The 17,132-nt window shown below is 52.0% G+C and carries 22 protein-coding genes and 3 pseudogenes; 2 read left to right on the top strand and 23 right to left on the bottom strand.

Annotation, left to right across the window (positions count from 1 at the left end; all coding sequences use genetic code 11):
- Positions 1–112: 112 nt before the first annotated feature.
- From UL82_RS04470 to UL82_RS11335, 19 genes and pseudogenes are all read right to left on the bottom strand, one after another.
- Positions 113–325: a hypothetical protein gene (locus UL82_RS04470; protein ID WP_126363840.1), complete on the bottom strand. Its 213-nt coding sequence runs from the start codon at positions 323–325 to the stop codon at positions 113–115.
- 22 nt (positions 326–347) lie between these two features.
- Entirely contained in the window at positions 348–1,523 is a 1,176-nt protein-coding gene (locus tag UL82_RS10600; protein ID WP_052735879.1) for a VG15 protein, read from the bottom strand.
- A 19-nt stretch (positions 1,524–1,542) separates the two neighbouring features.
- Complete coding sequence (locus tag UL82_RS04455; protein ID WP_046439223.1) at positions 1,543–2,979, bottom strand: phage portal protein; 1,437 nt, start codon at positions 2,977–2,979, stop codon at positions 1,543–1,545.
- Positions 2,979–3,728 (bottom strand): hypothetical protein, encoded by a 750-nt coding sequence (locus tag UL82_RS11005; RefSeq protein ID WP_052735878.1) that lies wholly within the window; start codon positions 3,726–3,728, stop codon positions 2,979–2,981. The genes UL82_RS04455 and UL82_RS11005 overlap by 1 nt, the downstream gene beginning before the upstream one ends.
- Positions 3,689–4,570, bottom strand: coding sequence for a hypothetical protein (locus UL82_RS11000; RefSeq protein ID WP_126363838.1), 882 nt, complete (start codon positions 4,568–4,570; stop codon positions 3,689–3,691). Before UL82_RS11000 ends, UL82_RS11005 begins: the two co-directional genes overlap by 40 nt.
- 27 nt (positions 4,571–4,597) lie before the next feature.
- Positions 4,598–4,747 (bottom strand): hypothetical protein, encoded by a 150-nt coding sequence (locus UL82_RS11155; protein WP_158407826.1) that lies wholly within the window; start codon positions 4,745–4,747, stop codon positions 4,598–4,600.
- The gene (locus UL82_RS04445) at positions 4,725–5,084 is read right to left on the bottom strand and encodes a hypothetical protein (RefSeq protein ID WP_052735876.1); all 360 of its coding nucleotides are present in this window, start codon (positions 5,082–5,084) and stop codon (positions 4,725–4,727) included. Before UL82_RS04445 ends, UL82_RS11155 begins: the two co-directional genes overlap by 23 nt.
- A 245-nt stretch (positions 5,085–5,329) precedes the next feature.
- Positions 5,330–5,728, bottom strand: coding sequence for an HNH endonuclease (locus UL82_RS11635; protein WP_083966415.1), 399 nt, complete (start codon positions 5,726–5,728; stop codon positions 5,330–5,332).
- 547 nt (positions 5,729–6,275) lie between these two features.
- Positions 6,276–6,455 carry a hypothetical protein gene (locus tag UL82_RS10995; RefSeq protein ID WP_126316872.1) on the bottom strand — a complete coding sequence of 60 codons (180 nt, stop codon included), beginning with the start codon at positions 6,453–6,455 and terminating at the stop codon, positions 6,276–6,278.
- 62 nt (positions 6,456–6,517) lie between these two features.
- Positions 6,518–6,646: a hypothetical protein gene (locus tag UL82_RS11525; RefSeq protein ID WP_269078407.1), complete on the bottom strand. Its 129-nt coding sequence runs from the start codon at positions 6,644–6,646 to the stop codon at positions 6,518–6,520.
- A 62-nt stretch (positions 6,647–6,708) separates the two neighbouring features.
- Positions 6,709–7,041 carry a hypothetical protein gene (locus UL82_RS04425; RefSeq protein WP_046439218.1) on the bottom strand — a complete coding sequence of 111 codons (333 nt, stop codon included), beginning with the start codon at positions 7,039–7,041 and terminating at the stop codon, positions 6,709–6,711.
- Positions 7,038–7,697, bottom strand: a complete 660-nt coding sequence (locus UL82_RS11680; RefSeq protein WP_232009516.1) for a DEAD/DEAH box helicase — start codon at positions 7,695–7,697, stop codon at positions 7,038–7,040. The genes UL82_RS04425 and UL82_RS11680 overlap by 4 nt, the downstream gene beginning before the upstream one ends.
- Positions 7,698–7,789: 92 nt before the next feature.
- Positions 7,790–8,053 carry an SNF2-related protein gene (locus UL82_RS11675; protein WP_442873411.1) on the bottom strand — a complete coding sequence of 88 codons (264 nt, stop codon included), beginning with the start codon at positions 8,051–8,053 and terminating at the stop codon, positions 7,790–7,792.
- 902 nt (positions 8,054–8,955) lie between these two features.
- A complete protein-coding gene (locus UL82_RS11355) occupies positions 8,956–9,243 on the bottom strand; it encodes a hypothetical protein (protein ID WP_232009569.1) in 288 nt (95 codons plus the stop codon).
- Between the two features lie 135 nt (positions 9,244–9,378).
- Positions 9,379–9,570: pseudogene (locus UL82_RS11520) on the bottom strand (VapE domain-containing protein); the annotation flags it as partial.
- The gene (locus UL82_RS11350; RefSeq protein WP_269078412.1) at positions 9,537–9,926 is read right to left on the bottom strand and encodes a VapE domain-containing protein; all 390 of its coding nucleotides are present in this window, start codon (positions 9,924–9,926) and stop codon (positions 9,537–9,539) included. The pseudogene UL82_RS11520 and the gene UL82_RS11350, both read right to left, overlap by 34 nt.
- 11 nt (positions 9,927–9,937) lie before the next feature.
- Positions 9,938–10,924: a hypothetical protein gene (locus UL82_RS11345; RefSeq protein ID WP_232009515.1), complete on the bottom strand. Its 987-nt coding sequence runs from the start codon at positions 10,922–10,924 to the stop codon at positions 9,938–9,940.
- Between the two features lie 614 nt (positions 10,925–11,538).
- Positions 11,539–12,303, bottom strand: coding sequence for a DNA polymerase (locus tag UL82_RS11340; RefSeq protein WP_232009514.1), 765 nt, complete (start codon positions 12,301–12,303; stop codon positions 11,539–11,541).
- A gap of 252 nt (positions 12,304–12,555) precedes the next feature.
- The gene (locus tag UL82_RS11335) at positions 12,556–12,921 is read right to left on the bottom strand and encodes a hypothetical protein (RefSeq protein ID WP_232009513.1); all 366 of its coding nucleotides are present in this window, start codon (positions 12,919–12,921) and stop codon (positions 12,556–12,558) included.
- A gap of 353 nt (positions 12,922–13,274) precedes the next feature.
- On the opposite strand from UL82_RS11335, the gene UL82_RS11330 reads away from it, so the two are divergent.
- Positions 13,275–13,421 carry a hypothetical protein gene (locus UL82_RS11330; RefSeq protein ID WP_232009512.1) on the top strand — a complete coding sequence of 49 codons (147 nt, stop codon included), beginning with the start codon at positions 13,275–13,277 and terminating at the stop codon, positions 13,419–13,421.
- Between the two features lie 71 nt (positions 13,422–13,492).
- Here the strand turns inward: UL82_RS11330 and UL82_RS04395 are convergent.
- The 4 genes and pseudogenes from UL82_RS04395 to UL82_RS04385 all read right to left on the bottom strand — a co-directional run bounded on the left by UL82_RS04395 (position 13,493) and on the right by UL82_RS04385 (position 15,841).
- A pseudogene (locus tag UL82_RS04395) lies at positions 13,493–13,926 on the bottom strand (ssDNA-binding protein).
- On the bottom strand, positions 13,841–14,107 hold the full coding sequence (locus UL82_RS11515) for an ssDNA-binding protein (protein WP_269078406.1): 267 nt from the start codon (positions 14,105–14,107) through the stop codon (positions 13,841–13,843). The pseudogene UL82_RS04395 and the gene UL82_RS11515 overlap by 86 nt, the downstream one beginning before the upstream one ends.
- A 161-nt stretch (positions 14,108–14,268) precedes the next feature.
- Positions 14,269–15,417 (bottom strand): annotated as a pseudogene (locus UL82_RS04390) (DUF2800 domain-containing protein).
- Between the two features lie 16 nt (positions 15,418–15,433).
- The gene (locus tag UL82_RS04385) at positions 15,434–15,841 is read right to left on the bottom strand and encodes a BRO-N domain-containing protein (protein ID WP_052735875.1); all 408 of its coding nucleotides are present in this window, start codon (positions 15,839–15,841) and stop codon (positions 15,434–15,436) included.
- Between the two features lie 192 nt (positions 15,842–16,033).
- Between UL82_RS04385 and UL82_RS10585 the strand changes: the two genes are divergently transcribed.
- Entirely contained in the window at positions 16,034–16,486 is a 453-nt protein-coding gene (locus tag UL82_RS10585; protein ID WP_052735874.1) for a hypothetical protein, read from the top strand.
- The last annotated feature ends 646 nt before the right edge of the window (positions 16,487–17,132 follow it).

Raw genomic sequence — 17,132 nt, 5'->3', positions numbered from 1 at the left:
CATTTTTTCTTTGGGTAGCACAAAACCCCACTACTTCCACCAGGGAAATAATGGGGTTTTTCTTTGTGCTGGTGCGCCGCCGGGACTCAAACCCGGTGGGCTTATCAAAAACTTAAGCGGCGCTTTGGTTCGTCTGACAGGCTACATATTCCAACGTTACAGCGACTACGCCATGCTCATACTCAGAAGCGGCGTAGTCAATCACCTCCTGGGGAAGCTTTCCTGCTAGAAAGGCATCCGTCAAAAGGCTCGCAATAGCGGACTCGTACTCGCCATGGCCTGCATCATGCTCACCGTTATCCCTATCAACTTCAGGAGGGAGCATTTGATCAATACGCTGGTAAACCTCAAAATCGGTGAGCATTTTTCTTCGCTCCCTTCTTCATTCGTTTCGCGGGGTGCGCGGTGTTAAAAACTACTTTACCACCTGGCAAGACATCGTAGCTTACTTCAAGGAGTATATCGTCTACTTGTCGCCACACAAACCGGCGAGCACCTCCAGACCAATAATAACTAGGCTTCTCCAAAGCGTCACGGACAGCATCAACGATCTTTTGATCCGTCCATTCTTTCGGGAACTTTGACACGCCCTCGCGCTTGGAATCCCACCTATGTCCATCAGCAAGGCTTTCATCATGTGGGCGTCCACTACCATCCCTAGCTATGTGGTCGCGCCACCCATGAAGTACATGCCCAGGCATCTTCTTCAAAGAAGGCAGTTTTTCACCTTCAAACACCATGGACTTCCCACCATGGCGGTACCTAGGGGTGCGCGCATACTGTAATTTCGGCCAATCAATATTACCGCCGCGCTGCTCCCGCATCGCTGTAATCGTATGCTGCCAGTCTCGTAGCTCAAGCGAACCACCAAACTCCCTACTTGTTTGAGCCCACAAGTCTTTCAGCTCACGATTGATTTTCGGCAAATCAGACCCATCACGGTTAACCTCAATACCAAGGCAACGACAATTATCATGAAATTGCCTACCACCTGCACCCACCGTGTCGCGGGAATACACCCCACCCCTGGAAGCTAACATCAAACAAAACGCACAAGCACCTGGCTCTGGAAGCCTAGCAAAAAGCGTTCCCGCCCGTAGAGTTGCCTGATACACTATGTCCCTAGCAGGCTGCATAACTAAACGGTTAACAATCCCACCAAGCTTGCGCAGTGCTAATGCGCGATGAAAATCTTCACCTTTACGTGAAGTGTTCATAGCCCAGCGAAAAGATCCCCTAGCCTGCTCAAATCCCACCGGATCAGCCACCTCCGGATATTCCAAGCCTGCCAGATGCTCATCAAGAGAACGGGTCAAAAACAAATAATTCGCCGCCGCATGGGCTGCGTACTCACCATAGGTGTGCACAATAGCGTAGAAAGGATCAGTCAAGATTTTCTTTTGATCAGCAAAAGATAGTTCCGCTGTTTGCTTCCACCAGGAAACAAGATCACGTTGTGCCAACATCCGCAACATATCCAAAGCATCGGAATATTGTTTATCTAACTCCGGGTTTCTTACCACCTCACCTCCTTTTTAATCGCTATTGGTCTTTGACCTCCCTATTCGCTTTCGCCAGCCCCACAGCACTATCACTAATAGCAGTAGCTGCCTGAGCTAATCCCGCTAACGCCATCGAAGCGTGCTGTTGTTGAAGCTCACGGAGCATAATTTCTTGCTCAGCCTCACTAAAACCCGTCCGATCCCACACAACCTTGGAGTGAGCTGGAACAATACCCGCTTGAACTGCCTTAAACATCGCATCCATAGTGACAGCAAGAGTCAGCATTGACGCATCACGCCAAATCGAGGTCAGCGAACTAATAAACGCTTTATCAGCGGGCTTACCATCTACAATCGACTGGCACACATAAGCTAAATCCTGGCACAACGCCTGCCCAAAAGAGGATTGTCTTAACTCAGCGCGCTTAACCAAGCGAGCTTCCTGCCCACGAATCGCATCAGCCGATGGTGGATTATCGTGAACAAAACCTAGATAAGTTACCGGGACTCCTGCCTGCGCTGCGACCAACTGAGCTAACATACGCAGCTGGTCAATATAGGGCGCAGGAGAAGCAGCAGTAAACTGCCCAACATCTGGAGTTTGGATAGCTTCACTATCTTCAGAACCACCGGGCGGTATGAGCAGGGCTTTGTTCATTGCAGCTTGCCAGCCGTATTCTGCGAGCTCGTTCTTACTTGGCTGCTCAGATAGTCCCAAATCTTCAGGCCAAACATTTTTAATCCATTTTTGCGGCGTGGTATAAATCTCACGGTTATACTCCATACCCAAAATGGTGCGCACACCATGATCAGTGTAGTAGCGCACAACAGGGGTAATCTCAGAGCGCCCGCGATACTGCCCTGACCTAGCACGATTCGGCAACGCGATAAGACTACAACGACCCTGATGATGCTCTGTACGACCTACATGCTGCCTACCGTCAGTGTCAGTCTGGCGAGTAATGGTTACATCTGGAAGATACAAAGTTTCAAGAATTTCGCCTTTTTCATCTATCCGACGTACGTAACCCGAAGACATGCGGTTAAGCCTGGCATCCCACTCATAGGTAGCCTGTGTGGGCGGGATTGCGGTTACTAAAACAGGAGGTTCCCCTTTATCAGGATCACCTGCTGTAGCCGCTAGAAAACCAACACCAGTAACCAGCGAATCAAGAATAGCTTTCGCTACCTCAACATCAAGCTGATTATCAGAAAAAACCTGGCTTAGCTCCGTAGTATCGTGTGCTGATCGCCAACCGCGCCATTCAAGGCGCTCTGCAAGAGAATCAACCACGATTTCCGGCCAGCCTAGTATTGCCTCCACATTTTGCAACGCATGCGGGATGGCAATACCAATGTTTTTTATGTCGATTTCACCATCGTAATATCCCCACTGGCGGGTATTTTTCGCATCATAGCGTAAAAGATTTTGCAAAAGCTTGCCAATAATAGCTTTTTCACTTTCTAAAAGCGACATCAGCCCATCAACACCTTCCTACGCCCTAATCCGCGTCTTACCCTGCGTCCACGGTTAATACGAACCTTGCCTGAGTTCAAAGCCTCACGCCTGCCAACATTTGCAGCAATCATTGCCACACACAGATCAACAAGCTGATGTGAGTCACGAGTCTTTTTACCCACAGTAAGACCAAACTTATTCCATCTAGCGCGCGTGTTTAGTGTGTGCGCGACCAAAGCGGGATCGCCATCATGGCGAAAAGCCCCGTCAAAACCTTCATCATCTATAAGCGATCGAATGATTTCGACTTCTTGGCTAAATTTTCGGTTTCGCTCCGCACCACCAGGGGCAGACAAACGCATATCCCACAGCACGGAACTACCCTGAACCCCAGGGGTTGCCCATACACGCAGCTTGCGGTGAAAATCCCTATGCCACTGATCGATAAGAGGTTTCCAATAAGAAGCCTCCGTGGTGTCATCTTTCGCCGGTGAAGGATCCACACCAAACCACACCACCCTATAGGTGTCAAAGACTTCACGCACCCGCGCATCCACCTCATCACGATCAACAAGAAAGCCCTCACCACGCTTACCGCGCGGACGTGACCATACTCCCAGGGTTTGGTTAAACCCGTCTGAAATGCGACACCCCATAAGCGCTGTTGCATCCTCAGATTTTGAGCAATCCAAAAACAAAGCTATCTGATCGCCTTCATCAAACATTTTCAACGGATCAGCAAGAGCAGTAAACGCTTGCGCTGACACATACGCATCTTCCTGATCAGCGACCCCGTTAAGATAAAAACGAATCGCCTCAGCAGCCGATAAAGACGGGTCAACGATTTCAGCGCTAAGACGCTCAATATCCACCCATGGCGCATCTGAATAAGCCTGCCTAATAGCACATCATAAAAATCTAAGCGCGGATCGGCTTCAATCGAATCATACAAAATATCCTTGTTAAGACCTTTGTATTTACCGGATTGCTGTTTCTGCCACGCCTCAAAAGACTGTTCACCAACCGAATTAGCGCCCTGGGTATGGGCGTTCGTAAACTCCACCATACGAGCTTGTAACGCACGCTTGGATTTACCCACGTTACGACGAGCAACAGCAGCAAGTCTATGCCCACCTGAAGCCTCGGTAAAATGGTGAGTTTCGTTAAGAACACTAAAGGTGGCCGGGTCGCCCTCAGCTGAGCGTTCTGAAGCGGTAAGAACCTCCATCCGTGCACCAGTACCCTTAACAAAGGTTGCAGTTTGCCCTTTATCTAAGCGGTAGTACTCCACCGCATCAGCACCAAGCATCGCATTTGCCACACGAAGTAACTTCTTCGATTGAGTCTCTGAATTTGATGCAATCTGAACAAGTGGAAGCTCATGGCGTTTACCTGTCCATTTCTCACCATCCCACCACAGCTGTGACGGAGCTAGAAGCTCCATGCAACACATCGCGGCTGTGATCCAGTCTTTACCAAGACCTTTCGCGCCGCGTTTCACACCTCGCCGGTAAATAAAACGTCCGTGCTCATCATAGGCGTACCACAAGATCAAAAAACGCGCTTGCCCATCGGTAAAACGCCACATCTCGCCTTCATCGTTAAGCAATCCCGGTTCGTCAGTACGCCACTCCGCTCAATCAATAAGTAGCGGACCAAGAGAATTTTCCAGTAGCTCAAGCTTGGTTTCCTGATCCTCTGGCCAAGGCAGTGTCAACCACTGACCTAGCGCACCACGACGATAACCAGGAGGTAGGCAAAGATCAGAGTTTGCCGAATCGTTCACGGGCATCCACCACCCTCACATCATCAGATACCAATACCGGTTGTATGTCTTCGATTTCCCACTGGAGTCTTTTCATAGCCATAGGCGATAATCCAAGACGGTCTTCAAGCTGTCGAACTTCTCCAAGCAAAGCAGCATTAGCGCTACTAGCTTCCTCAGGGTCTTCGGTAAGGTTTCGTAGGATGAGGTAGCGAGCTACAAGAAAATCATCACCGTTTTTCTCCCACATCACAGCTTGAGGCTTGCGCCACAGCGCTACCCAGCCAGCAGGTGCACGCCCACTTAAAGGCCACGCAGGTGTTCTTCCCTTGCGCCCCCAGCAGGTAAGGTTTGCCAATCAGGGCGGGCGTTTCTGCGGCGTGCATCCTTCTTCGGAGGTGGTCCTGGCATACGGTCACCTCCTTTAAAAAACTTATTTTTCTACTCTCAGACGAATCAAATTAGTCGTTGCCGCGCTCAAAACCTCCAAACCCGTACAGATTCCGAAGCCCTATGCCCTCCACCTGAGCTTTTGCCGCCATTAGGGGGTATGTTCCCACCCCTATTTTTAAATTAGGGTACACGTTGTGGGGGTGATTTGGGTTAGTTGATGAGTCCTGGGTGTGGTAGTTCACGTCGTTTTAGTTTGGCTTGTTTTTTCGCTTTTCCGGCGGCGGCTTCTTTTTGGGTTTTCGTTTTATGGCATGATACGCACAGGGTTTGGAGGTTATAGTCTTCGTCGTAGCCGAAGCCTCGGGTGTTGTCGATATGATCTATGTCAAAGGGTGGTTGTTTGGTGCCGCATGTTTGGCAGGTGTGTTTATCTCGAGTGAGGAATGCGTTTACGGGTTGAGAGTTGTACGTGTTGGGTGTTGTTGTATGGCCACGGCATGTGTTCACCGCCTTTTTCTTTGCGTATTGAGTAAACCCCCAGCACCTTTGTTGGTGTGGGGGTTTAAAAACTTTTTGAGCGTATAGTCTGTCGTCGCGTCGATTGTACATCCTGTTCTGTCAGCTGTCTAGATTCCAGATAACCAACAACCTCGGACAGCAAATACGTGGCTCTCGCTGCCCGCTTCCTCACCCTGATGTGTCCACGATAAGCCCACGTGTACAGGTCCTCCACCGCATACCTGTACCCTAGTTAGTTGAGCTGCAAAATGATCACGGCTCCCAGTTGCCATGGTTCGTCGCGGCCGATGATGTCACTGAATTCGACTGGGTTGATGAGCTGGTCAATGCGCTTGATGTGCGTGCGCATGAGGTCGTGGAGGTCATCTACCCAGTCAAGTCGTAAGCATTCGTCCGCGTGCCATCGTAGCCACGCTGCCATATGTGGGCCGTGTTTGTGCATGATGACGGTGGGCTGGATTTCCTCAATGGCGTTGCCACCGTCTCGTATAGCTCAGCGCAGAGATCGTGGTCGAGATCGACGGCTGCGGCGTTACCGGGTGGTTTGGAACTAAACGAGCCCCCACTAGTTCTGATTTCCGGTGAGGGCGTTGCGGCGGTTTTGGCCTGATCGAGTCGGGCGTACCTATAGAAAAGGTCAGTGGCGGTTTGTCTGAATTGGAATTCGTCGATCAAGTCTGCCTTCTTTGATGTTGGTGAGGTGAAATACTACTTCGGTGGTGTCGGCGACTACGATGTCTGCTTCGAGGACTTTTACTGCTCCTTTCTGGTGGAGGACAAATTTTCTTCTGACTGTGGCTGGTCGCTTAATCGTCATTGCCCGGCTCCTTTCAGGATTTGTTTGACGGCGTCGAAATTCTTGGTATCGAATCCTGTCCATCAGCAGCCCTCGCCGTTGATGGTTGCTTCAACGAGTGGGAGTTCAAGTTCGTTGTTGGTGGCCATTTCTTCGACTTTGTGTGGGTAGTTGTCGATGAGATCACCAATGACGGTGAGGCCGAGTTGCATGAGTTTACGTTCTGTTTGGCGGCATTTCATACAGCCGGGCCTGCTATATACGGTCGCAGTGTTCACACTTGTTCCTTCCTGTAGGTTTTGATTTCTTCCGCAAGTTCATCGCGGTGACGCCGAATCTTCGCTAGCTGGGATTGTGCTTCGGATAGGTCTCGGCGAGATTCTTTACATGCGTTCTCCCATTGTTTGGCGGTTTCTTCGGCTCGTTCGCAGCGCCGCTTGATGCGCTCGAGTTCAGCCCCCATGGTTTCGAGGTTTACTCGCGCGTCTTGGCACTGTGCCTCGGAGTGATTGAGTTGAGTCTCGATGGTGTTGACTCGCCGCCTGTGAGCCTCAAGTAGAAGACCAATGTCAATGGTTGGCACATCCGGGTCATGGGGTTGACTCATGGTGCGTCCTTTCCTAGTTGTGCCTTGACTGCGTTGATAAGCGCTGACTGGGTGATGTCTTTCCGCTCCAGTGCCGCCATAACGTCGTCGTCGATAGTGTTCGTTGCGTTGATATGGATGATGCTGACTGGTTGTGTTTGCCCCTGCCGGAACAGGCGGGCGTTGGTTTGCTCGTAGAGCTCTAGTGACCAGGGTGTGGTGAGCCAGACCATGATATGGCCGCCTGTTTGGAGGTTGAGTCCATGCCCTGCAGACGCTGGGTGGATGAACCCGATGGGGATTTTTTGTTCGCACCAATCATCCATGTCTTGGCTGGTTGAGAGTTCTTTTCCTTGGGGGAATTTTGCTTCGAGTCTTTCTAGTTCATGTTTGAACCAGTAAGCAACGAGAATGGTGTTTCCTGATGCTTGCTCGACGATGTCGGCTAATGCGTCGAGCTTTTGATTGTGGATGTGACGCACCCCGTCGTCTGTGTAGATGTCCCCTGAGGAGAGCTGCTGGAGTTTGTTAGAGAGTGTTCCGGCGGTTCCTGTGTCGATGGTGGTGACCATATCGTCGCATAGCTGGTTGTAGATGGTTCTTTCTTTGGGGTTGAGGTGGACGTTTATTGTAGTTGTGGCTAGTGGTGGTAGGTCGAGGTAGTCGGTTGTTTTCATGGATACGGTGATGTCTTTGATGAGGTCGTAGATCTGTTTGTCTGCTCCTGGTCGGATTTTGTAGGAGTAGATTTGTGCTCCGTTTCGTTTGTCTAGGAGGAAGTACCTGTTGCGGTAGTGGGTGAGGTTTTTCCGAGCCGTTGTCCTTGGTCGATGAGGCGGAATGGGGCCCAGATGTCTTCGAGGCTGTTGGGTGCTGAGGTTCCGGTGAGGCCGATGATGCGGTGGATTTGTAGGAGTTTTGTTTTGAGTGCTTTGAAGCGTTTCGATTTGTGATTTTTGAAGCTGGATAGTTCGTCGATGACGACTGTGTCGAATGGCCATGTGTTGCCGAGTTCGTTGACGAGCCAGGGGATGTTTTCTCTGTTGATGATGTAGATGTCTGCGTCTGTGTTGAGTGCGTTTCATCGGGTGGTGGGGTTTCCGGTGATGATGCTGATTCGGAGGTTTTTGAGGTGGTCCCATTTTTTTGTTCGTTGGGCCATGTGTCTCTGGCGACTCGTAGTGGGGCGATAATGAGTGCTTTTGTGATTGCGTATCGGTCGGTGATGAGGTTGTTGAGGGCTGTGAGGTTGATGATGGTTTTTCCCATGCCCATGCCGAGGAAGATTGCTGCTTGTGGGTTGGTTTCGATGAAGTTTGTGGCGAATTGTTGGTAGTTATGTGGTTTGTATTTCATAGATGGCGTTTCGGATTTGGTTTGGGTGGTTGATGTAGGTTGCGTGGAAGCCGAGTTGTTGGAGTTGGTTGATTCGGTATTGTTGTAGGGGGCGTGGTTTTTTGTTTGGTGCTTTGAGTTCGATGAATCCTATGTGGCCTTTCGGTAGGAGGATGAGTCGGTCTGGGATTCCTGCGGTTCCGGGTGTTGTGAGTTTGAGGGCTATTCCTCCGAGGTTTTTGACGTGTTGTGTGAGTTGTTGTTCGATGTGTTTTTCGTCCATTGGTGGTGTCTTTCTTTTGGGTGTGGTTTGGCAACAGGGCAACAACTAACGGGCAAGTTCTATTAGAGGGTCTGATTTAAGGCTTTTAAGGGCTATATGGTTGTTAGTACCCTTTAATCCTTTATTTTTCTTTTCTTGTTAATTAGTTGCTGCCTTGTTGCCTTAGTTGTTAAAAAGGTGGTTTTTACTGGGCTTTTCTTGGCAACAAGTGGTGGCAACAACTGGCAACAACCCTTATTTACTATTTTTGTAACTTAGGTCATTAGCAATTAGGGTTCGACCGTTCATCCATAGGTTGTTGCCAGTAGTTGTTGCCGCTAAAACGGTGGCTGCTCACCTACCTCGAACTCATACAGCCGTTGCTTCCCGTAAGGCGGTACTTTGCGGACAATGCCGGTCTTTGCCCACATCGGCATCTTCTGCATAATCGACGCAATCGCATACGAATCCGCCGGCTTCATATCAACAGGATCACGACCAAAACACTCAGCCCAAATCTCCGCATTCGACACAAACCGGCGTTTCAACCCACCAGCACGCGACGCAAAATCAGTGAAGTCACCATCCGCACCAGACAAATACGCGCGACGCTCCCTCACACTCATCGACACCCACCCATCCGGCAGCGGAGTATCCAAATACTCCTCCACCAGTCCGGCACGTTCGTCCGACTCGATCGCGGCGTCCTGCTCCTGCCTAACGGCCTCAGCAACGACACCTGTTAAATGCAGCTGGTCACCGGACTTGAACCGGAATAGAGCCTCAGCCCAAATCTGATCCACTGTTGGTTGATCCAGCTCCCATGACTTCTTCGCCGATGCACCGGTGATCTTCGCCGGCCAGAACCGTCGCCCTCCGGTGTTGTCTCGCAGGAAGCCGTTTTCTGCGTTGGTCGATCCTACGATGATGCACTGACGCGGGTGCGACTCCACGGTGCGGGCATAGGCGGCACGGAATTTATCATCTGTCCTCGAGACAGGAACCCTTTAACCGTTTCGACATCCATCTTCCGCATGCCAGCAAGCTCGCCGAGTTCAAGGATCCAGTAGCCTTGCAGCTTTTCCGCACCGGTTTTGTCGCGCATGTCTGTCAACGACAGCGCGTCGGAGAACCATGCTTCGGCGAGTTTGGCAAACAGCGTGGACTTGCCTGTGCCCTGTGGTCCGTTAAGGATCAGCACCGTGTCGAATTTCGTTCCTGGGTGAAACACCCGAGCTACTGCTGCTGTGAACGTTTTCCGTGTTACTGCCTTGATGTATTCGGTGTTTTCCGCACCTAGGTAGTCGATAAGTAAGGCGTCTAACCGTTGCTCGCCGTCCCTGCTGGCGGATCGTTGAGGTAGTCCCTGATCGGATGGTAGCAGCGTGACGCAGCTGCGATCTGTAGCGCTTCAGTTGTTTTCGTCCCAGAGTACAGGCCGAAGGCTTTCTCTAGGTACAGCTTAAGCTGGGCTACATCAGCGTCTGACCATCCTGTTTTTGTTTGCGCCCATGGTAGCTTCGCGTCGTTGTCTACGCATATTGTCTCTGATAGTAGGTTGTATTTGATGGGTTGCAGCAGCGGGTCATGGGTGAGGATCTTGGTGAGATTTTCAAGTGTGTCGTCGTATTCTCCGGAGTTTTTTCTTGTGAGGTTTGCTGTAGTGCGCCAGCTTTCCTTCGGCTTCTGTGTCTCAGATTCCTGGGTATCATTCTGGTTTCCTTGGATTAGGAGGTTGCCGAAGTCTTCGGCTGCTTTCTGATCGGCTTCCCTGTCCAGTAGTGCTTTAACCTCGTGGTCTTCGCGTGCGAGGCCGAGCATTGCTTTGTAGGAGGGGCGTTTGTGGGTTGGTGTACCTTGTTTCGCTTCGTCGTCCCATGTTCCGAACTTGTGGAGTCTCACGAGGTCGAAGGCGATGACGAGTTGACCGCCCGCGGGGTCGGTTCCGTGGTGCGAGTAGAGGAATTTGTCGTCGTAGATCACTGCACCGGCTGTTGATTCACCTGGTGTGTATGTGTAGCGCCCTTGGGTGTTTGTTGGGGTGTAGGTGTCGTGGATGAAGGTTTCGATGGCTTTGCTGATCGGGTAGGTTCTGCAGAACGCGCCCACAAGACCCGGTTTTGTGAGCGGGTCAGCTTGTTTGTCGGCGCGTGCTTTCAGGTGCTCGGTTTGGCGTGACGAGGTTGGCCATGTGGACATGTCGCGCCAGTCGTCGTAGCATGCGAGAACCTCGTCTGGGTTGATCCACGGGCCGGTGTTGGCTTTGTGCAGCGGCTCGACATCGACTGGATGGGTAGGCCAGTACATAAGCCGGTGTGCTTCATAGGTGGTGTCGTCGAACGCGTCGATTCCGACGTCTGCTACGAGTCTTCTGCACACAGCTGCGTATTCGTCTGGTGTGACATCACGTGTCAGCGGCGCGATGATGCGGAACCGTGGTCTGTCTGCTGTGTGTGAATGGGTGGAGTAGCAAACCCACTCGTAGGGCAGTGTTGCCGGTAGGTCGGTGAGTGTTTGATGCGTTAGTGTGTCCGCGTCGAGGGCGATCAGGCTGCGGGTGAGGATGTTGTTCTTGCGGCGTCTACCGTTGGCGAGGTGGCCTCCGACGAACCCTCCGAGGTCTTTTTCGTCGTCGCGTTTTGTTTTCGGCAGCGCCTGGTATTCGGCTGCTGTTTTGGTCCCTGGCCTGCTGTTGGTGAGGCGTTGCTGGAGTGTTGACCAGTCCGTGAGTTAATTGTCCCAGAGCACGGCGAGTCGTGATCCTGCTGTGGAGATTTTCAGTTCTCTGTTCATGGCGGTGTCCTCCTTTCGTTAGTCTTTTTGGTAGAAGGGGCATTCGTAGCCGTCCGCTGTCAGCGGTATTCCGTCGGCCCATTCGGGTGCTTGTTCCATGATCCGGCACACTGTGTCAACTGGTGTGTCTATGTCGGCTTCGATGACGGCTTCGTCGTGGATGTGCATGACGATGGTGTGGCCTGCTTTTCCAAGGTTGTTATGGAGTGCGCGAGGAGGTCGCGGGCGACGGCTTGGGTGATGTTCTCTACGAGTTTCCCGCCGTAGGTTTCTAGTTGGTTGAATTTCCGGTTCATGCCCACCCCGTAGAACGTGATTGTCTCGTTTCCGAACCTGTTGGTTCCGATCCCTGCTTTCGGGTAGACCAGTGATCTTCCTGATGGGAGGGTTACGAGTAGCATGCCTGCGTCGATGCGCATGGTGATGTTGCGAACTTTTGTTGTTTCGCCTGTGGTGATTGTGTGTTTTGCTGCGTCGTCGATGGCGTACCAGTAGTCGACGATGTGCTGGTTTGCGTCTCGCCATTTGCTGACGATTATGCGCATTTCGTCGTCGCTAAGCCCCATGTGTTTACCTCCCATCGCTTCGATGGCGTTTACTCCGCCTTGGTATCCGCAGGCGAGGACAGCGACTTTTCCTTTTTGCCGAAGCTCGGCGTTCATCCCGTGTTTTTCCACCGGTACTCCGAACATTTGCGATGCTGTCGCGCAGTAAAGGTCTTTGCCGTCGATGAACGCTTGGAGGGTGTTGTCTTGCCCGGCTAGCCAGGCGAGGACGCGGGCTTCGATGACGGAGTAGTCGGCGACGATGAACTTCTTCCCCACGGCGGGGATGAACGCGGTGCGGATCAGCTGACTGAGTGTGTCTGGAACGGAGTCAAACAGCAGCTCCATGAGGTCGTGCTGTTCTGACGAGCTCGCGGGCACCGGTTAGATCACTGATGTAGTTTCTTGGGAGATTCTGTACTTGGACTAGCCTGCCAGCCCACCTGCCGGTTCTACCAGCACCGTAGAACTGGAGCAGCCCATGTACTCTGCTGGTTGCTGGTGTCGCGCATTGCTGCATGGCTTGGTACTTTTTCACGGAGCTGCGTGACATGTCTTGGCGTAGTTCGAGGACGCGTTTAGCTGCTCCGGTTGCTGTTTCTAGTGCTGCTTGAACGTTTTCTTTCTTAATGGAGTCGATGGGGCACCCGTTGTCATCGAGCCATTTTTCAGCTGTGTTGGAGAACCAGGGTTGTCTAAACCGGTGAGTTCTTTCTCCTCATCAACACAGTGCTCTCGGTAAGCATCGTCAACGTTGATCGCATGCTCTGCGAGATCGAGGTCGACGAGGATTCCGTTGTCGTTGATTCTTTGGTCTGTTGCGTACTGGTCCCAGACCCAGTCAGGCAGCGGGAATCGTTCAAGCTTGGTGCGCATCTCCTGCTCGGTCTCCACGTCACGACGGTTGTACTCGATGAAGTCCGCCCACCGTTCTGGTGCTGATTCTGGCCGGTTCCTGTGTGTCATGTTGGATGCGTCAAACAAAGCTGGCGCATCAACGGCTCGTGGTTTTGTTGGGACGCAGAAATACTGGATGAGGTTCTTAACTTCGGCGATTTTCTGCGCTTTAAGGCTGAGTACTTTCGCGGCTTAATCCAGTGACATGGGTAGCCCGATGGATGCGCACCACACCATGGTGCAGCGCCAGCCACCGGGATCAATGAACTCCCCCGCGGGTAACCTTCCTAGCTGTTGTAACCACCGTGACAGGCAGACCCTCTCGAATTGAGTGTTGAACGCGTACTTAGTGATGGTTAGGTCTGTTAGAGCATTAATTTTACTGGTTCTGGTACTTTTTCTCCCGTTGCTGTGGATACGACGTGGGTTGGCCCGTTGTCGATTGCGTAGGCGGACAAGAGGATGTCGAAGTCGTCGGCTGCTGCGTATTTGTAGGCTCCCCCTTTGGCGATATTGGCGGAGCTGAATGTCTCAATGTCGATGGAGAGGGTGCGCATGGTTTCTTATGAAGTTTGTTGGTAAAAGAAAAAAAGGGCGCCCTCTTGTTGTCAGGTGGGGCGCCACAACCTGTTATTTCCTACTAGTCGAGGAAGCCTCCGAAGCCGCCTGTGCTACCAAGACCGAACTCGGACTCGGCTGTTGGTGCGATGTCACCGAAGTCATCCTCTGCGGTAGCACCACCGGACAGCGGCTCACCGTCTTCAAGCTTCAGCACATTGCCCAGACCCGCACCAACCCCTTGTTGCCTTGGGCGGAGAAGGCGAAGAACTCGAGCGTTACAAGACCGTAGGCCCCGGAGCACACGTCTCCTTCTTGCGCTGATACGGCTTTACCCCCGGAGAGTTTCAGCAATTGTGGCTTGCGGTTAACGTTTGCGTTCGCATTGATAAAATAGTGACCCGCGTATACTGGGTCTTCGCGTTCGAGGTCACCGTCGCGAAGTGGCAGCTTCAGGGCGCCGCGGGGTGGGATCTTCCCCCCCCCCGAACTCACCGATCCCCTCCTGTAGCGCATTCTCGATGGCTTGCTCGATCAGCTTCAGGGTTTCCGTGTCGTCCTTGAGGATCAGTAAGGACATTCCGTAGGACTCTTTTCCGGATTCTTTATTGACCCTCGGTGCTTCGACGTGGACGTAGGAGAAACGGACTTTGTCAGTGCGGACTCGGCGGGCGGACAGCAACTTAGCGTTGGACATGATAGTGGGTTTCCTTTCTAGGAATTAGGGATAAAAGGCTTGATCTTCGCAGTGATAAGTCGGTGGATATCCACTAGCTCATCGAAGATGGTCTTTAGCAACCATGAGGGCTGCTTTCTTAATACGATCCGAAGGTATAAAATTCGTCTCCTTATCTTGGGTTATGCCACGTCAGCGAAATCATCAGTGGCGCTATGCGACGCTATAGCAGGGCGGTTATCATCCACAGGCACTAGCGTCGGTTTACCGTCTGGCATATGCACCAGATCACCGAGAACCTCCGTGAACGCCTTCTTGTCCATGAGCTTTTCCATCCGGGTCAAAGTGATCAACTTCCGGTCATAAATATCGGTGAACCCAGCGTCAGCAGCAGCACGAGCAACCGCATCAGGATCGGTGTACTTTCGTGTCGCTCGACCGGCAACCAGTTTGAACCCCGGCCACACGCGCCCCTGCTCCACGGCCTGCTGCGTGGTGTACCGCTCTAGATCAGCCAGCCACGCTTTCACCTGCGGAGCCATAGACAACGCTTCGGCGATCTCACGATCTGACAGCTCGGTAGCATCGGCGAATTCGAACTTCGCAATCGCTAGGTTTTCCTCAGCTCGTTTCCTACAGGTTGCCTTGATCTCGCAGAATTGGCACCACTCGCCTGCGTTGAAATCACCCTCGCCAGCAGCGGCGAGCTTCGCCGTCGGCTCGACAACGGTTTCAGCCCAGTCCAACAGGTCCGGTGCTGACATGACGAACATGGAGATGTTCTCGCGGCGTGGCTGGTAAATAACCATCTCGATGCTGGTGGAGTCGAAGATGAAGTCGAAGGCTTTCATCGCCCCGAGCGCGTAGAGCTTCATTTGCGAGTTATCCCACGCATCGACACGGACACCAGCGCCGTACTTGAAGTCAATGACCGTCAGTGTTTTGCCGTGGGCGATGAGGCAGTCTCCGGTTCCGAACCCATCGGGAACCCAGTCGGAGAAGTCCAGGCGCTGCTCTAGGTAGATCAGCGATGATGGGTCCTCGTTTTGGGCTTGTCGTCAGCGCTCGAAGACGTATTCTGCGTAGTCGTTGGTGTAGTCCTCCATGTCGTCGTCGTTGTATTGTGACACGGGGCGTTGGGAGCGTTGGTTGAGTGCTCTACGGATTTTGTGTTCTCCGAGGGCGTGTGCTGCGGTTCCTTCCTCTGCTACTGTTGAGGTGGTTTCCTGCATGTTGCCTTTGAGAATTTTCGCTAGCTCGCCCACAAGGATCGTGGTTTTTGAGGTTGACACCGCATCAGCAAAAAGAACTTTTGGCTTATCTTCTTCCACTTTCGCAGCGAGAGCCTTATTCTTGCTCCTGCTTCAGGCTGGTGGCCAGCTGGATAATGAAATCCGGGTTAGTCAGTGTCTTCTCGATTGTTTCCAGGGTCATGTACGCCCCGTGCCTACGAATCAAAGGGAGGATCTCCTCGAATACCAACCGCTCAAACTCTTGCGCGGTTTCTAATTCACTACCAACGATGAGCCGGTAAAGATCAGACTCCGTAATAACACGGACTTTTTGTGTACGTCCCAGCCGATCTTGGATGGGGTCGTGTTTCGCGACCCCACGGCAGTGTCGCTTAATAGCTTCAGCGACATTCTTATATCCGAGGGCTGCAGCTACATCTTTTGCCACCCATCGAGGCTCGCCTTCTTCATCGACGATCACACGAATTTCGTGTTGGTGAAAGCTAAAAAGTTCCATCTTCATTGAATTGCTCCTTTCTTACTACAGGCCTATCGAAAAGCTTCACCCTCTCGGTGAGCGCTTTTTGCGGTGTGTAAGCGATTATGGAACACAATGAGCGAATTATGCAAGATTTTGGCGAAACTCCTCCATTTCAGCAGGTAGACATATAGCGGAAATTGCTAACACTATGCAGATTATGTAGAATCTGACACCATGAACCATGTCGATTGGATAGGCGACGTAACTGAAAATGAGTCGGTAAGGGCAGTCGCCATAAAGGCAGGCATACCCCAACGCACCCTGGCCGGACAGGTAGAAAAAAACCACATCACAGCCGAAAACGTCATAGCTATAGCAATCGCCTACAACCACCACCCAGTAGGCGCACTCGTAGACACCGGCTACCTAGAAGAAAAATGGGCGCAACAAATCGACCCCATGCGCGCACTACGCGAAGTCTCAGAAGACGACCTAGCCGATGAAACGCTGCGACGCATGAAACTGGGCCTCACCACAGGCAGCGCACTCGACATGCCGCTCGACGAGCTCATCACACTACGCCGACAAGAACTCGGCAACTACATCGACCACCGACTACAACAAGCACTAAAACAGCAAAACCACATCGACGACCTCGCTAAACGCCGCCACACCACCTCCAAATAGCCTACGAGCTTGGGGTGACCACACATCTCATCGAGGTATGGCAGGGGATGCGTGAGCGAGTCACAGTATAAAAACAAGCCCCCTAGGAAAATACCTAGAGGGTTTGCGCTTTTAAGCTACGCTATAACAACATTTGCGCACCACCATCTCCCCAACCAATTCGCAAAGAAAATACTTAAAGACCTAGGAATCTAACCATGACAAACACATACACCGTACGAGCCAGCTGAGAAAGCGGCTGGTGGGTCGCCACCGTAGACGAAATCCCAGGCTTAAACCACCAAACACGCCGCCTAGACCAACTCGAAGAATGAACACGCGAAGGCCTAGAACTATTCCCAGACATTGAGCCCAACCCAGACACGGCAAACATCCGCATCATCGTAGAAAACGAGCCAGCAATCGCACAACAAGCACAAGAAGCAAACCAACAAGCCAAACAAGCACAAGAAAAAGCCACTACACTCATGCGCCAAGCAGCCCGCGAACTCGCAGAACAAAACCTCCCCTACCGTGACATCGGCTTCCTACTCGGTGTCAGCTTCCAACGCGCACAAGTACTAGCCACCACATAGCCCCACAAAAACAAAAACGCCTACTGTAAAAAACTATTTACAGTAGGCACTTAACAAACTAAAAAAGTGTA

Origin of the sequence: Corynebacterium kutscheri, assembly GCF_000980835.1 — a bacterium.
GTDB lineage: Bacteria > Actinomycetota > Actinomycetes > Mycobacteriales > Mycobacteriaceae > Corynebacterium > Corynebacterium kutscheri.
The sequence above is the reverse complement of the archived record's forward strand: the minus strand, read 5'-3'. Positions and strand labels throughout refer to the sequence as shown.

Coding starts and splice junctions, on each gene's coding strand:
- UL82_RS11345 (WP_232009515.1), bottom strand. CDS start 10,924: ATGTACTGGCCTACCCATCCAGTCGATGTCGAGCCGCTGCACAAAGCC.
- UL82_RS11355 (WP_232009569.1), bottom strand. CDS start 9,243: ATGAGTGTGAGGGAGCGTCGCGCGTATTTGTCTGGTGCGGATGGTGAC.
- UL82_RS11335 (WP_232009513.1), bottom strand. CDS start 12,921: ATGACACACAGGAACCGGCCAGAATCAGCACCAGAACGGTGGGCGGAC.
- UL82_RS04425 (WP_046439218.1), bottom strand. CDS start 7,041: ATGAGTCAACCCCATGACCCGGATGTGCCAACCATTGACATTGGTCTT.
- UL82_RS11635 (WP_083966415.1), bottom strand. CDS start 5,728: ATGTACAATCGACGCGACGACAGACTATACGCTCAAAAAGTTTTTAAA.
- UL82_RS10995 (WP_126316872.1), bottom strand. CDS start 6,455: ATGACGATTAAGCGACCAGCCACAGTCAGAAGAAAATTTGTCCTCCAC.
- UL82_RS11525 (WP_269078407.1), bottom strand. CDS start 6,646: ATGCAACTCGGCCTCACCGTCATTGGTGATCTCATCGACAACTACCCA.
- UL82_RS04385 (WP_052735875.1), bottom strand. CDS start 15,841: ATGAAGATGGAACTTTTTAGCTTTCACCAACACGAAATTCGTGTGATC.
- UL82_RS11680 (WP_232009516.1), bottom strand. CDS start 7,697: ATGAAAACAACCGACTACCTCGACCTACCACCACTAGCCACAACTACA.
- UL82_RS04470 (WP_126363840.1), bottom strand. CDS start 325: ATGCTCCCTCCTGAAGTTGATAGGGATAACGGTGAGCATGATGCAGGC.
- UL82_RS11340 (WP_232009514.1), bottom strand. CDS start 12,303: ATGGAGCTGCTGTTTGACTCCGTTCCAGACACACTCAGTCAGCTGATC.
- UL82_RS10585 (WP_052735874.1), top strand. CDS start 16,034: ATGAACCATGTCGATTGGATAGGCGACGTAACTGAAAATGAGTCGGTA.
- UL82_RS04455 (WP_046439223.1), bottom strand. CDS start 2,979: ATGTCGCTTTTAGAAAGTGAAAAAGCTATTATTGGCAAGCTTTTGCAA.
- UL82_RS11515 (WP_269078406.1), bottom strand. CDS start 14,107: ATGTCCAACGCTAAGTTGCTGTCCGCCCGCCGAGTCCGCACTGACAAA.